Raw genomic sequence first — 15,308 nt, forward strand, 5'->3', positions numbered from 1 at the left:
GCGCTTGGCCCGCTCGCTCCAGGCTGGATCGAGCGGCAAGCCTGCGCTCAGCCGACGAACAGCTCGACGAAGCGGTGTACCGGCATCGCCTCGAGCCGCGCGGGATCCCGGAAGAGGGCGAGGATCTCCTCCGAGCGCCCGCGCGGGAAGCGAGTGGCGAGGTTGGCGGCGAACTTGGCCTCGAGCAGCGGGGCGCCCTCGGCGCGGCGGCGGCGATGGCCGATGGGATACTCGACCACGATCTCTTCGGTCGAGCTGCCGTCGTCGAAGAACACCTGCACGGCGTTGGCGATCGAGCGCTTGTCGGCTTCGAGGTATTCACGCGAAAAGCGCGGCTCCTCGACGACTTCCATCTTCTCGCGCAGCTGGTCGATGATCGGCTGGGCGGCGAATTCGTCCTCGTAGTGCTCCGCGCGCAGGTCGCCGAAGGCGAGCGGTACCGCGACCATGTACTGCAGGCAGTGGTCGCGATCGGCGGCGTTGGCCAGCGCCCCGCGCTTGGAGATGATCCTGATCGCCGACTCGTGGGTGCGGATGCGGATCCTGCTGATCCGTTCGAGCCGCTCCTTCACTTCGGGATGCAGCCGCACCGCCGCCTCGCAGGCGGTCTGTGCATGGAACTCCGCAGGGAAGCTGATCTTGAACAGCACGTTCTCCATCACGTAGCTGGCGAACGGCTGCTCGAGCCGGAAGCGCCGCTCGGCTTCGGGCTTGAGCGAGAGATCGCGATTGAAGTGGCTGAACGAGACATCGAAAAAGCCCCACTGGGGGGCGCTTAGGACGCCGGGGATGCCCATCTCGCCGCGCATGGAAATGTCGGCCAAGCGCACCCCGCGGGCGCTGGCGTCTCCCGCCGCCCACGATTTGCGCGACCCGGCGTTGGGCGCGTGTCGATAGGTGCGCAGCGCCTGGCCGTCGGCGAACACCTGGGAGAGCGCGGCAAGCAGCTGCTCGCGGCTGGCGCCCATCATCTTTGCGCTGAGCGCGGTGGAGGCGAGCTTGACCAGCACTACATGGTCGAGGCCGACCCGGTTGAACGAGTTCTCCAGCGCCATCACCCCCTGGATCTCATGGGCCTTGACCATCGCCTCGAGCAGCTCTCTGACGGTGAAGGGCGCCTCTCCCTGCGCAACCCGGCGCTGGGACAGATGGTCGCTGACCGCGAGCAGTGCGCCGAGGTTGTCCGAGGGATGGCCCCACTCGGCGGCCAGCCAGCAGTCGTTGTAGTCGAGCCAGCGGATCAGGCAGCCGATGTTCCAGGCCGCCTGGACCGGGTCGAGTACGTGGCTGGTGCCGGGGACCCGGGCGCCCAACGGCACCACCGTGCCCGGCACGATCGGGCCGAGGTGCTTGACGCACTCGGGGAAGCGCAGCGCCAGCATGCCGCAGCCGAGGGTATCCATCAGGCACAGCCGCGCGGTGTCGAGGGCATCGCGGCTGTCGATCGGGGTATCGAGCACGTAGTCGGCGATCCGCTGGAGCACCTCGTCGTAGTCGGGGCGCTGGTTGAGGTCTGAATGGTCGCTCATCGATGGGAATCCTGGAGGGAGGGGAAAAGCTCAGCGCTGGGCCAGCGGCACGAACTCGCGCGGCTCGGAACCGACGTAGTCGGCGCTGGGACGAATGATGCGGTTGTCGGCGCGCTGCTCGAACACATGGGCGCTCCAGCCGGCGGTGCGGGCGATGACGAAGATCGGCGTGAACAGCCCGGTGGGGATGCCCAGCGAGTGGTAGGCGCTGGCGTGGTAGAAGTCGGCGTTGGGAAAGAGCCCCTTCTGCTCGTCCATCAGCGCGGCGATCGCACGCGACACCTCGAGCAGCCGGTGCGAGGCGGGGCTGGTGGCGAGCCGCGCGGCCCAGCGCTCGATCACTGCGCTGCGAGGGTCTCTGTCGCGATAGATCGCATGGCCGAAGCCCATCACCTTCTCTTTGCGCTCGAGCATCCGCGCGACTCCGATCCGCGCCGCCTCGACGCTGTCGAAGCGCTCGATCAGCGCCATCGCCTCTTCGTTGGCGCCGCCGTGCAGCGGCCCGCGCAGTGCGCCGACCGCGGCGGTCAGGCAGGAGTAGAGATCGGCCAGGGTCGAGGCGACCACTCGCGCAGTGAAGGTCGAGGCGTTGAATTCGTGCTCGGCGTAGAGCACCAGCGATGCGTCGAGCGCCCGGCGATGCATCTCGCTCGGCCGCGTGCTGTGGAGCAGGGTGAGGAAGTGCTCGGCGACGCCGTCCGCTGCGCTTTCGGTATCGATCCGTTCGCCCCCATGGGCATAGCGGTACCAGTAGCAGATGATCCCCGGCAGCGCGCCGAGCAAACGTTCGGCGGCCTCGCGCTGTGCGCTGAAGTCTGCTTCGGGGGCGAGGTTGCCGTAGAGCGAGACGCCGGTCCTCACCGCCTCCATCGGAGGCGTTTGCGCCGGAATCTGTTCGAGCCCGCGCTTGAGCGCCTCTGGCAGGCGGCGATGACGGCGCAGCCTGCTCTTCAATTCATCGAGCTGCTCGACGGTGGGCAGCTCGGCTTCGAACAGCAGCCAGACCACCTCCTCGAAGCTGGCCTGCTCGGCCAGCTCCTCGATCGCATAGCCTCGATAGGTCAGCCCGTGGCCTTCGCGGCCGACGGTGGAGAGCGCGGTACGCCCGGCGACCTGGCCGCGCAGGCCGGCACCGCCCAACGGCTTGGCATTGGTCACCGGGCACCTCCTTCGCGATCCTGGGCGAACAGCGCATCCAGACGCCGTTCGAAGGCGTGATAGCCGATCCGCTCGTAGAGCTCCTCGCGGCTCTGCATGGTCTCGACCGCCGCCGCCTGGGTGCCATCGCGGCGGATCGTCTCGAACACCCGCTCGGCGGCGCGGTTGGCGGCGCGGAAGGCGGAGAGCGGATAGAGCGCGAGGGCGACGCCGCAGCGCTCGAGCTCATCGAGCGTGAACAGCGGCGTGGCGCCGAATTCGGTCAGGTTGGCCAGCACCGGCACCGGTACTTGGCTTACGAAGCGCTGGTAGGTGGCGAGATCGGTCACCGCTTCGGGGAAGATCATATCGGCACCGGCCTCGACGCAGGCCTGGGCGCGTTCGATCGCGGGCTCGAGCCCCTCCACCGCGAGTGCATCCGTGCGCGCCATGATCACGAAGCCGTCGTCGAAGCGAGCATCCACTGCGGCCTTGATCCGATCGACCATCTCGGCGCGACTGACGATCGCCTTGCCAGGGCGGTGGCCGCAGCGCTTGGCGCCGACCTGGTCCTCGATGTGCAGCCCACCCGCGCCCGCGCGGATCAGCGAACGCACGGTGCGCGCGACGTTGAACGCCGAGGGGCCGAAGCCGGTGTCGACATCGACCAGTACCGGCAGTTCGCATACGTCGACGATCCGGCGCAGGTCGATCAGTACGTCCTCGAGCTGGGTGATGCCGAGATCCGGCATGCCCAGCGAACCGGCGGCGACACCGCCGCCGGAGAGATAGAGCGCACGGAACCCGGCGCGCTGGGCGAGCAGCGCATGGTTGGCGTTGGTCGCACCCACTACCTGCAGCGGGCGTTCGGCATTGACGGCGGCGCGAAGTTTCGCACCGGCGCTGTCACGGGTCATGAGCTTGCTCCTTCAGTGGATGGTTGCGTGCTCAGGCGGCGTTCGATGTGGTGCCGCGATGTGGCGATGTGGCGACGCATCAGGATCTCGGCGAGCTCGCCGTCCCGGGCGGCGAGCGCCTCCAGAATGCGGCGGTGTTCGATCATCGCCTGAGGGGCGCGACCGGCGTCCGCGGCCAGCTGTACCCGATAGATGCGCAGCCGCTGGTAGAGCCCATCGCCGAGCATCTGGGTCAGGGCGGCATTGCCGCTGGCCTGGACGATGCGATAGTGGAAGTCGAAATCCCCCTCCTGATGGCAGTAGCCCCGCCCTGCGGTGAAGTCGGTCGATTCGGCATGCTGGTCGAGCAGCCGCGAAAGGGAGGCGACCTCGCTCGCCGGCATCCGCGCCGCCGCGAGCCGACAGGCCAATCCCTCGAGCGATTCGCGGATCTGGAACAGCTCGATCAGCGAGCTCAGCTCGAGCGTGACCACCCGGGTACCGATGTGCGCCTCGCGCACCACCAGGCGATGTCCCTCCAGGCGGTGCAGCGCGGCACGCAGGGTGCCGCGGCTGATGCCGTAGCGGCTGGCCAGCGCCGGCTCCGAGAGCTTGCTGCCGGCGGCCAGTTCGCCAGTGATGATCGCGCGCTGCAGGTCGTGGAATACCTGCTCTGCGCGGGTCTCGCGCGCGGCCGCATCGGCGGATGCGGTGAGGATCGAAGAGGACATGTGTCGACAGTCGAGTGGAGAATGTGGCGTAAAAGCTATTCCCCTGGCGTGTTTTTCACTATTAGACACAAGTAGTGTCGACAATGTCCCAGTCGTTTAGCGGGCGCGATCGAGGGTGAGGGGAAGGGGGCGGGAGCGGAGTCTCTCGGGCACTGGCGGGAGGGCGGCAGCGGCCGTTTCACGATGTTGTTGTTTTGTTTATTCAATATGCACGTGCCGGGGTGGTTAATATAAGCAGGGATTAAGTTCGAGCGGCATAGGAACCAGCGGTGAACGATTCTCCAACGCAAAACCAGCCGGGCCGGCCGCGGCGCGTCTATCCGCTCGCGATCGCCATCGCAGCGCTCCTCGGCTTGGCGATCTACCTGGTGTTCCTGCGCGGTGGGGGCGAATCGGGACAAATGGCGATGCCGGCCACTCCCGTCCAGGTCGCCGTCACCCGTCGAGGCGAGGTCCCGGTAGAACTGGGCGCCCTGGGTACGGTGAGCGCCAACCAGAGCGTCACCGTCACCAGCAGGATCGACGGCCAGCTGATGGCGGTGCACTTCACCGAAGGGCAGAGGGTCGAGGCCGGCCAGCTGCTGGCGGAAATCGACACCCGCGGCTATCAGGCGACCAAGGCGCAGTATCAGGGGGAGCTGGCGCAGAACCAGGCGCTGCTCGCCAGTGCCAGGCAGACCCTCGCGCGCTATCGCAGGCTGCATGCCCAGGACTCCCTGGCCCAGCAGGATCTCGATACCCAGATCGCCACCGTGGGCGAATACGAAGGTGCGGTCGCCGCCGACCAGGCCCAGATCGAGGCCGCCCAGGTGGATATCGACTATGGCAGGATCACCGCGCCGATCAGCGGCTACGTCGGTCTGCGGCTGGTCGACCCCGGCAACATGGTGCTTTCGAGCGATACCGATGGCATCGTCACCATCACCCAGACCCAGCCGATCGCGGTGACCTTCAGCATTGCCGAGAAGCACCTCGACCAGGTGCTGCCGGTGCTGCGAGGCGGTAGCACGCTGCCGGTGGAGGTGCTCGGCCAGGGGGCGGGCAGCCGATCGCCAGCGGCGAAGTACGCTTCCTCGCCAACCAGATCGATACCTCGACCGGCAGCATCGAGCTCAAGGCGATATTCGCCAACGAGGACGAGCGGCTGTTTCCCAATCAGTTCGTCAATGTGCGGCTGCGGGTCGGCACCCTCGAGGGTGTGGTGATCGCACCGGCGGCGGCGCTGCAGTTCAGCGACTCGGGCGATTTCGTCTATGTGGTCGGCGATGGCGACACCGTCAGCCGACGGGCGGTTACTTCCGGCCCCGCCGATGGCAACGGCGGCGTGGCGATCACCCAGGGGCTCGAGCCCGGCGAGCGGGTGATCACCCGAGGGATCGACCGCTTGACCGAGGGCGTCAAGGTCATCCCGGTCGACGCCGCGACCGATGCCAACGACAGCGCGAGCGGATGAATCCTTCCCGCCTCTTCATCCAGCGGCCCATCGCCACGCTGCTATTGATGGCCGCGCTGCTCTGCACCGGGCTGTTCGCCTACCAGCAGCTCAGCATCTCGGCGCTGCCTGAGGTCGACTACCCGACCATCCAGGTCACTACCCTCTATCCCGGCGCTGGGCCGGAGGTAATGGCGTCCAAGGTGACCGCGCCGCTCGAGCGGCAGCTCGGGCAGATGTCGGGGCTCGGCCAGATGTACTCGAACAGCGCCGGCGGATCGTCGGTGATCACTCTGACCTTCGGTCTCGACGTTTCGCTCGATGTCGCCGAGCAGGAAGTGCAGGCGGCGATCAACGCAGCGGATTCGCTGCTGCCGACCGATCTTCCCGATCCGCCCACCTACAAGAAGGTCAATCCTGCCGACAGCGCGGTGATCACCCTCGCGGCCAGTTCATCCAGCCTGCCGTTGACCGAGGTGCAGGACCTGCTCAATACCCGGGTGGCGCTCAAGCTCGCACAGATTTCAGGCGTGGGCCTGGTCAGTCTCGAAGGTGGCCATAAGCCCGCGGTGCGGATCCGGGTCGATCCCGCTGCGCTTGCCGCCCACCGGCTCTCGTTCGAGGACGTCTACGACGTCGTCGGCGGCGGCAACGTCAACGGCTCGAAGGGGGGATTCGACGGCCCCGATCACTCGGTCACCATCGATGCCAACGACCAGCTCGAATCGGCGGCCGAATACGGCGAGCTGGTGCTCAAGTACGAGGATGGCGCGGCGCTCAAGCTCAGCGATGTCGCCACCCTCGAGCGAGCCGCGGAGGACGTCTACCAGTCCGCCTGGGCCAATGGCGAGCCCGCCATCGTGATCAGCGTGCAGCGCCAGCCGGGAGCCAACGTGATCGAGGTGGTCGACCGCATCGAGTCGATGCTGCCGACGCTGAAGGAGTCGCTACCCGCGTCCGTCGAGCTGCAGGTGCTCAGCGATCGGACCCAGACCATTCGCGCCTCGATCAGCGACGTCCAGTTCGAGATGATGCTGGCAGTGGCGCTGGTGGTGATGGTCTGCTTTTTGTTCCTGCGCACGGTCGCCGCCACGCTGATCCCGGGCGTCGCGGTGCCGCTGTCGCTGATCGGCACCTTCGGGGTGATGTACCTCGCCGGTTTCAGTCTCAACAACCTGACCCTGATGGCGCTTACCATCGCCACCGGCTTCGTGATCGACGACGCGATCGTGGTGGTGGAGAACATCCAGCGCCGGCTCGAGGAGGGCGAGCCGCCGATGCAGGCGGCGCTGAAGGGCAGCGAGCAGATCGGCTTCACCATCGTCTCGCTGACCCTGTCGCTGATCGCAGTGCTGATCCCGCTGCTGTTCATGGGCGACGTCGTCGGCCGATTGTTCCGCGAGTTCTCGATCACCCTGGCGGTGGCGATCCTGGTCTCGATGGTGGTATCGCTGACGCTGACACCGATGCTCTGCGCCTACCTGCTCCAGCACCTGCCCGAGCAGCGCCAAAGCCGTTTCTCGAGGTGGGCGGACCTGCAGTTCAAGCGCCTGGTCGACGGCTACGATCGCTGTCTGATCCGGGTGCTGGCGCACCAGCGCCTGACTCTGCTGGTGGCGCTGCTGTGCGTGGTGCTCACCGCGCTGCTCTACCTTGCGGTGCCGAAGGGCTTCTTCCCCAGCCAGGACACCGGCCTGATCCAGGCGACCACCATTGCGCCGCAGAGCGTCTCCTTCGCCGAGATGAGCCGGCGCCAGCAGTCGCTGGCGAAGATGGTCGACGAGGACCCTGACGTCGCCAGCGTCAGCTCGATCATCGGTGTCGATGGCAGCAACGAGGCGCAGAACATCGGGCGGATGCAGATCGCGCTGAAGCCCTTTTCGATGCGCAGCGCCAGCGCGGAGGAGGTGATCGACCGGCTGCGCGCCAAGGCGGCGGCGGTGATCGGAATATCGCTCTACCTGACGCCTGGCCAGGACCTGACCGTCGATACGCTGCGCATGCCGAGTCAGTACCAGCTGACCCTGGACGCGACAGACCGCGGCACGCTCGCCGAGTGGGCGCCGAAGCTGACCGAAGCGCTGGCGCAGCGGCCCGAGCTCAGGGGCGTGGTCGACAACCTGCAGGACCAGGCGCCGGTGACCTACGTCAGGATCGACCGCGCGCTCGCCGCGCGCTACGGAATCAGCGCCTCCGACATCGATACCGCGCTCTACAACGCATACGGGCAGCGCTTGATCTCGACCATCTTCACCCAGTCCAACCAGTACCGCGTGGTGCTCGAAGTCGCCCCCGAGTACCGGCTGACCCCGGCTGACCTGGAGCGGCTCTATCTCTCCGGCGAGGACGGTTCGGATGCGAGCGGTTCGTCCAGCGCCGCCAAGTCGAGCGCCACCACGCCGATGGTCAGGCTGACCAGCGTAGCCAGCATCGAGCAGCGGGTCGGCTATCAGAATCTGAACCGCCTCGACCAGCTGCCGGCGGTGGGAATCTCTTTCGATATCGCCAGCGGCTACTCGCTCGAAGAGGCCCGCACGGCGGTGGAGCAGGCGCAGCAGCAGATCGGCATGCCGCAGGCGATCACCCTGCGCTACCAGGGTGCGGCCAGCGCCTTCACCCAGGCTACCGGCAATACGCTCTGGCTGATCCTCGCCGCGCTGCTGACCATGTACGTGGTGCTCGGGGTGCTCTACGAGAGTTTCATCCATCCATTGACGATCCTCTCGACCCTGCCCTCTGCGGCGATCGGGGCACTGCTGGCATTGATGTTCACCGATACCGACTTCAGCCTGATCGCGCTGATCGGGGTGATCCTGCTGATCGGGATCGTCAAGAAGAACGCGATCATGCTGATCGATTTCGCGCTCGAAGGGGAGCGCGAGCAGGGCTTGAGCGCGCTGGAGGCGATCCACCGGGCCTGTCTTTTGCGTTTCAGGCCGATCCTGATGACCACGCTTGCGGCGATGCTCGGCGCGCTGCCGCTGATGCTGGCGAGCGGGGCGGGGGCCGAGCTGCGTACGCCGCTGGGGCTGACCATCGTGGGCGGGCTGCTGGTCAGTCAATTGCTGACGCTGTTCACCACGCCGGTGATCTATCTCATGTTCGACCGGATGGCGGGTCGTCTGCGCGAGGGCTGGTTCCGACGCAGCGGGCGGGAAGGCGGTGAGCGCTCATGAGGGTGATCGAACTCTTCATCCTGCGCCCGGTCGCGACGCTATTGATCAGCGCGGCGACGGTGCTGCTCGGCTGGCTCGGCTACGCGCTGATGCCGGTGGCACCGCTGCCGCAGGTCGACTTCCCCACCATCATGGTCGAGGCGAGTCTCGCCGGCGCGAGCCCCGAGACCATGGCCGCGACCGTGGCCGCGCCGCTCGAGCGCTCGATGGGGCAGATCGCCGGGATCAGCGAGATGACCTCGACGAGCTCGCAGGGGTCGACCAACGTGATCATCCAGTTCGAGCTCGACCGCGATATCGATGGCGCCGCGCGCGACGTCCAGGCGGCGATCAACGCTGCGCGCAGCCAGCTGCCGAGTTCGATGGCGTCGCTGCCTACCTACCACAAGGCCAACCCCTCGGACGCGCCGATCCTGATGCTCGCCTTGACCTCCAAGCGGCTCAGCAGCGGCGAACTCTACGATCTGGCCTCGAGCGAGCTGCAGCAGAAGATCGCCCAGGTCAGCGGGGTCGGCGAGGTATCGCTGCGCGGCAGCGCGCTGCCCGCGGTGCGCGTCGAGCTCGAACCCTATCAGCTCAGCCATTACGGCATTTCGCTCGATACGGTGCGTCGCGCGATCGCCGAGGCGACCACCGTCGAGCCCAAGGGCCAGATCCAGGGAGAGGGCACGCGCTGGTGGATCGATGCCGACGGCCAGCTCGACAGCGCCGAGCAGTATCGTCCGCTGTTGATCAGCTACAGCGATGGGCGCGCGGTGACGCTCGGCGATGTCGCCACGGTATCCGACTCGATCGAGGACATATACACCGCAGGCTTCTACAACGGCCAGCCGGCGGTGATGCTCGGGGTGACCCGCTCAGCGGGGGCCAACATGCTCGAGACCGTCGATGAGATCAAGGCGCTGCTGCCCGCGCTTCGCGAGATGCTGCCCGATGACGTCGAACTCGACACCGTGATCGACCGTTCGACCACCATCCGCGCCTCGCTGCACGAGACCGAGAGGACCCTCGGCATCGCGATCCTGCTGGTGATCGCGGTGGTGCTGGTGTTCCTGCGCAACCTTCGCGCGATGGTGATTCCGGCGGTGGCGCTGCCGATCTCGCTGATCGGCACCTGCGCGGTGATGTACCTGCTTGGCTACAGCCTCGACAACCTTTCGCTGATGGCGCTGATCATCGCCACCGGCTTCGTCGTCGACGATGCGATCGTGGTGCTCGAGAACGTCAGCCGCCACCTCGAGGAGGGTAAGCCGCCGCTCGAGGCGGCGATGGTCGGGGCCAGGGAGGTGGGGTTCACGGTGCTGGCGATGACGCTGTCGCTGATCGCGGTGTTCATTCCGATCCTGCTGATGGGCGATATCGTCGGCCGGCTGTTCCGCGAGTTCGCGGTGACGCTCTCGATCTCGCTGATCGTCTCGCTGCTGGTGTCGCTCAGTCTCACCCCCATGCTCTGCTCCCGGCTGCTCAAGGCGCCTTCGGCCGCTGCGGCGCGACGCGGCGGATGGCTCCGTGCCTGTGGCCGCATGGTCGAGCGCGGGCTCGACCTGCTCGCCGCAGCCTATGTCGCCTCCCTCGGCCGGGCGTTGAAGCGGCGGCGCTGGGTGATGCTGGTGCTGGTATTCACCGTGGGGCTCAACATCTATCTCTATACCGTGGTGCAGAAGGGCTTCTTCCCCAGCCAGGACACCGGGATGCTGATGGGCCAGCTGCGCGCCGACCAGAACATCTCCTTCCAGGCGCTGAGCCCGGTGCTGATCAAGTTCAGCCAGCTGATCGAGAGCGATCCCGCGGTCGCCAACGTGATGTCGTCGACCGGCAGCGGCGGGTTCGGCTCGCGCAACAGCGCCAACTTCTTCATAAGCCTCAAGCCCTACGACGAGCGTGAGGACAGCGCGCTGGAGGTCGCCAATCGGCTCAGTGCGAAGGCTCAGGGCACACCGGGGGCGCAGCTTTTCCTGATGCCGGCGGAGGACCTGCACATAGGTGGACGCAGCGCCAACGCGACCTATCAATACAGCCTGCAGGCCGACGATCTCGCCATGCTGCGTGAATGGACGCCCAAGGTATATGCCGCCCTGAGCGCGCTGCCCGAGCTCTCAGGCGTCGACAGCGACGCCCAGGATGGCGGGCAGCAGGTCGAGCTTTCGATCGATCGCCAGGCGGCGATCCGCTACGGCATCGATGTCGATATGATCGACACCTTCCTCAACAACGCCTTCAGTCAGCGGCAGGTGGCGACGCTCTATCGGTCGCTCAACCAGTACTACGTGGTGATGGGGCTCGAGTCCGAGTACACCCAGGACCCCGCGGTGCTCGACGAGCTGTTCGTGCTCAACGACGACGGCGACCGCGTGCCGATCTCGGCGTTCGCCAGCTTCAAGGGCGGCAGTGCGCCGCTCTCGGTCAACCACCAGGATCAGACCGCGACCAGCACGATCGCCTTCAATCTCGCCGACGGCGCCTCGCTCGAGCGGGCGCAGCGGGCGATCCAGCGCGCGCTGGTCGCGATCGGCCTGCCCGACGATATCCACGGCGGCTTCGCCGGCACCGCCCAGGCCTATCAGAGCCTGATCAGCAGCATGCCGTGGCTGATCCTTGCCGCTTTGCTGGCGATGTACATCGTGCTCGGGGTGCTCTACGAAAGCTTGATCCACCCGCTGACCATCCTCTCGACCCTGCCGTCGGCGGGGATCGGTGCGCTGATCCTGATGCTGGTCACCGGCACGCAGCTCACCGTGATCGCGCTGATCGGCATTCTGCTGCTGATCGGGATCGTCAAGAAGAACGCGATCATGATGATCGACTTCGCACTCGACCATGAGCGCCGCACCGGCGCCGGTCCGGAACAGGCGATCCTGGCCGCCTGCCGGATGCGCTTCCGGCCGATCCTGATGACTTCGCTCGCGGCTTTCTTCGGTGCGCTGCCGATGGTGCTCGCCAGCGGCGGCGATGCCGACCTGCGCCGGCCGCTGGGGATGGCGATCGTTGGGGGGCTGGTGGTCAGCCAGCTGCTGACGCTCTACACCACGCCGGTGGTCTATCTCTATCTCGATCGCGCGGGCCGGGTCATCGCCAGCTTCTGGCGCCGGCGCGTTGGTCATCTACCCGACTCCGCTCGTTGAGGGCCGCCGTGATTTTTCATCGTCGTTGCATCTCCATTCCTTCCTGGTTCCCGGCCTGCGCGCTGGCGCTGGCGCTCGGCGGCTGCGTCACCGTGGGACCGGACTACCAGCGCCCCGAGGTGGATCTCGGCATCCGCTTCAAGGAGGCCGAGGGCTGGAAGCCGGCGACGCCCGCCGACGACCAGGCCAAGGGCGCGTGGTGGCGAGCGTTCGACGATCCGCTGCTCGATCGGCTGCTCGACCAAGTCGAGCTCTCCAACCAGAACGTCGCCCAGTACGCGGCCCAGTATCGCCAGGCGCTGGCGCTCACCGACGCGGCGCGTGCCGATAGGTACCCGAGCGCGACGCTCGAAGGCAGCGGTACGCGCAGCGGCGGTGGTGGCGGGGCATCCGCCGGCGGCTCGGGTTCCACCGCCTCGCGCTCGGACTCGAACGACAGCGTCAGCGCCGAACTCTCGCTGAGCTGGGAGCTCGATCTATGGGGCAAGCTCAGGCGCGGCGTCGAAGAGGACCGCGCCAGTGCCCAGTCCAGTGCGGCCGAACTCGCCAACGCGACGCTCAGCGCCCAGTCGTCGCTGGCCCAGGACTACTTCTCGCTGCGCGTGCTGGATCAGCGCATCGCGCTCTACGACCAGACGATCGCCGCCTACCAGCGCTACTTGCAGGTCGTGAGCCACCAGTACGACGCCGGACAGACCTCCAGGGCCGACGTCGCCCAGGCGCAGACCCAGGTGGACGGAGCGCAGGCCTCGCGTCTCGATCTGGTTTGGCGGCGGGCGCAGTACGAACATGCGATCGCGATCCTGATCGGTAGGCCGCCGGCGGAGTTCGCGCTGGCCAGGATCGACGGCTACACGCCGAACCTGCCAAGCATTCCGGTCGGAATGCCGTCCGCACTGCTCGAGCGCCGCCCCGACATCGCCGCGGCCGAACGCGACATGGCTTCGGCCAACGCCGCGGTGGGCGTTGCCATCGCCGGCTACTATCCCGATCTGACCCTCAGCGCCAGCGGCGCCTACCAGGACTCCGGCCTCTCCAAGCTGTTCTCGATCTCCAACCGCTTTTGGTCGCTCGGGCCATCGCTGAGCCAGAGCCTGTTCGACGGTGGCGCCACCGCCGCCGAGGTCGCCCAGGCGCGCGCCGGGTATGACGCGCAGGTGGCGAGCTATCGCCAGACGGTGCTCGATGCGCTTGGCGAGGTGGAAGACAGTCTGGTCGAGCTGCGCACCCTCGATGATGAGCTCGCGGCCCGCCGGCGCGCGGCCCAGTCGGCCGAGGAGTCGGCGCGGGTGACCTACAACCAGTATCGCGAGGGGATGATCGACTATCTCGATGTCGCGACCACTCAGCAGACCAGCCTCGAGCAGCGGCAAAGCGTGCTCGAGCTGGTCAACGATCAGCTGGTCGCCAGCGTTCAGCTGGTCGTGGCCCTGGGCGGTGACTGGTCGGTAAGCGAGATACCGTGATCCCGGCTGGCCCCTGCCCGGGGCCGCCGTCCTTCGCGTTCCGGCGCGGGACTGGGCCCGCGCCGGGCGAGCGAACGTCCTTTCTACGCCGGTGTCATCGATGCGTCACTGTGTCCCTTGTTCGATACCGAGCGAGAGCGCACTTTGGGGCAGAGCAATGAGGTGCTCATCGTCTATGGTGTCATGGGAACGGTATCATCGAGGGGTGAACAGGGAATCCTGATGCCGTGGGCCGTCGCTACGCGGCGGCGAAAAGGTGACGACGGGCAGCTGCGATTTTCAACCAGCGGTCCGCCATCGATCTCAACTTTGCAACTGGGCCGCGCTCCGATCGAGCGTGGGTCCGATAAGGTCTGCCATGACACCGAACAGCCGCGCTACGCCACTCGACGCACCGGACGCTGAACTCGACACCAAGGCGGCGCCCACGCACGCCCGTTTCTGGGTGGTGGGCATGCTGTTCATCGCCGTAGGCATCAACTACATGGATCGGGTCAACCTGTCGATCGCCAGTACCGCGATCCAGGCCGACCTGGGCATCTCCGGCGTGCAGCTGGGCTGGCTGATGTCCGCCTTCACCTGGGCCTATCTCTTCGCCCAGATTCCCGGCGGCTGGCTGCTCGACCGCTTCGGTACGCAAGGCTTCTATGCGCTGCTGATCCTTACCTGGAGCGCTGCCACCTTCGCCATGGGATTCGGCGCCTTGCCGATCATCGGCTCGGCTGCGGCGGTCTTTGGCCTGCTGCTGGTGTGTCGCCTGATACTAGGCCTCGCGCAGGCGCCCTCGTTTCCGGCGAACGCCAAGATCGCCGCGATGTGGCTGCCTCATCACGAGCGCGCCCGTGGGATCGGTACCTATTCCATCGGACAGTACGTCGTCATCGCTTTGATGACGCCGCTTCTGGGCTATCTGATGGGGATATTCGGCTGGTCCTCGGTGTTCTTCCTGACCGGCGGGCTGGGGCTGGTGTTCGCGGTCTACTGGTGGCTGCGCTACCGCGATCCGCAGAACAGCCGGCATGCCAATCAGGCCGAACTCGACTACATAAGCGATGCAGGCCGCTTCGGCCAAGTGGTCATCGCAGAGGAGGGGAAGCACAAGGTCAGCTGGGCCGAAGTCCGTTTCGTCATGCGCCATCGTCGATTCTGGGCGATCTGCTTCACTCACTTCGCCGCCACCAGCATTCTCTATTTCTTCCTCACCTGGTTCATCATCTACCTGGAGCAGGGCCTGGGGCTCTCCACCGCTTCGGTGGGCGTGCTGGCCAGCTTCCCCTATCTGCTGGCCGCGGTCGGGGTGCTGTTCGGCGGGGTGCTGAGCGACATGCTGTTCAAGCGCCGGGTCAGCCTGGTCTGGTCGCGCAAAGTACCGATCGTGTCGGGGCTTGCGTTCTCCTCGCTGATCTTCCTGTGCAATTTCTACGAATCCTCGCCGACGGTGGTGGTGGTGATCCTGTCGCTGGCCTTCTTCGCCAACGCCTACTCCAACCTGGGCTGGACGGCGATGAGCGATATATTGCCGAAGAAGATGATCGGCACGGTCGGTGGTGTGTTCAACATCTGCGGCAACATGGCCGGTATCCTGACGCCGATCATGTTCGGTCTGTTCATCGATATGAACGGCAATTTCCATGGGGCGATGTACTACTTGAGCATCGTCGCCTTCGCCGGTGCGCTGTGCTTTTTGTTCCTGGTCGATAACCTGGATGAAATCGACCTGAGCGCGATGCCCGAACGCGGTTGAAGGTCGGCCTGGCGCGAGGGGAGTCATGCAGTAGATCCACCGAACGAAAACGAGCCCTGGCCTCCCGGCCAGGGC

Annotated in this window: 10 protein-coding genes; 6 read left to right on the forward strand and 4 right to left on the reverse strand. The window is 66.5% G+C overall.

Going from position 1 to position 15,308, the window contains the following annotated elements:
• Positions 1–47: 47 nt before the first annotated feature.
• Genes A5892_RS05760 through A5892_RS05775 form a run of 4 tightly spaced genes read right to left on the reverse strand, consistent with a single transcriptional unit; the run spans position 48 to position 4,293 of the window.
• Positions 48–1,529 carry a bifunctional 2-methylcitrate dehydratase/aconitate hydratase gene (locus A5892_RS05760; protein ID WP_064121991.1) on the reverse strand — a complete coding sequence of 494 codons (1,482 nt, stop codon included), beginning with the start codon at positions 1,527–1,529 and terminating at the stop codon, positions 48–50.
• A 30-nt stretch (positions 1,530–1,559) separates the two neighbouring features.
• A complete protein-coding gene (prpC, locus tag A5892_RS05765) occupies positions 1,560–2,687 on the reverse strand; it encodes a bifunctional 2-methylcitrate synthase/citrate synthase (protein ID WP_064121992.1) in 1,128 nt (375 codons plus the stop codon).
• Positions 2,684–3,583 (reverse strand): methylisocitrate lyase, encoded by a 900-nt coding sequence (gene prpB, locus A5892_RS05770; protein ID WP_064121993.1) that lies wholly within the window; start codon positions 3,581–3,583, stop codon positions 2,684–2,686. Before prpB ends, prpC begins: the two co-directional genes overlap by 4 nt.
• A complete protein-coding gene (locus tag A5892_RS05775) occupies positions 3,580–4,293 on the reverse strand; it encodes a GntR family transcriptional regulator (protein WP_064121994.1) in 714 nt (237 codons plus the stop codon). Before A5892_RS05775 ends, prpB begins: the two co-directional genes overlap by 4 nt.
• Positions 4,294–4,562: 269 nt before the next feature.
• On the opposite strand from A5892_RS05775, the gene A5892_RS05780 reads away from it, so the two are divergent.
• From A5892_RS05780 to A5892_RS05800, 6 genes are all read left to right on the forward strand, one after another.
• Positions 4,563–5,498, forward strand: a complete 936-nt coding sequence (locus A5892_RS05780) for an efflux RND transporter periplasmic adaptor subunit (RefSeq protein WP_223302798.1) — start codon at positions 4,563–4,565, stop codon at positions 5,496–5,498.
• Positions 5,495–5,746 (forward strand): hypothetical protein, encoded by a 252-nt coding sequence (locus A5892_RS20675; protein ID WP_223302799.1) that lies wholly within the window; start codon positions 5,495–5,497, stop codon positions 5,744–5,746. Before A5892_RS05780 ends, A5892_RS20675 begins: the two co-directional genes overlap by 4 nt.
• Entirely contained in the window at positions 5,743–8,901 is a 3,159-nt protein-coding gene (locus A5892_RS05785; RefSeq protein ID WP_064121995.1) for a multidrug efflux RND transporter permease subunit, read from the forward strand. The genes A5892_RS20675 and A5892_RS05785 overlap by 4 nt, the downstream gene beginning before the upstream one ends.
• Complete coding sequence (locus A5892_RS05790) at positions 8,898–12,023, forward strand: efflux RND transporter permease subunit (protein WP_064121996.1); 3,126 nt, start codon at positions 8,898–8,900, stop codon at positions 12,021–12,023. The genes A5892_RS05785 and A5892_RS05790 overlap by 4 nt, the downstream gene beginning before the upstream one ends.
• A gap of 8 nt (positions 12,024–12,031) precedes the next feature.
• Positions 12,032–13,489 (forward strand): efflux transporter outer membrane subunit, encoded by a 1,458-nt coding sequence (locus tag A5892_RS05795; RefSeq protein ID WP_223302800.1) that lies wholly within the window; start codon positions 12,032–12,034, stop codon positions 13,487–13,489.
• A 358-nt stretch (positions 13,490–13,847) separates the two neighbouring features.
• A complete protein-coding gene (locus tag A5892_RS05800; RefSeq protein ID WP_082890287.1) occupies positions 13,848–15,233 on the forward strand; it encodes an MFS transporter in 1,386 nt (461 codons plus the stop codon).
• The last annotated feature ends 75 nt before the right edge of the window (positions 15,234–15,308 follow it).

The organism is Halotalea alkalilenta, assembly GCF_001648175.1.
Classification (GTDB): domain Bacteria; phylum Pseudomonadota; class Gammaproteobacteria; order Pseudomonadales; family Halomonadaceae; genus Halotalea; species Halotalea alkalilenta_A.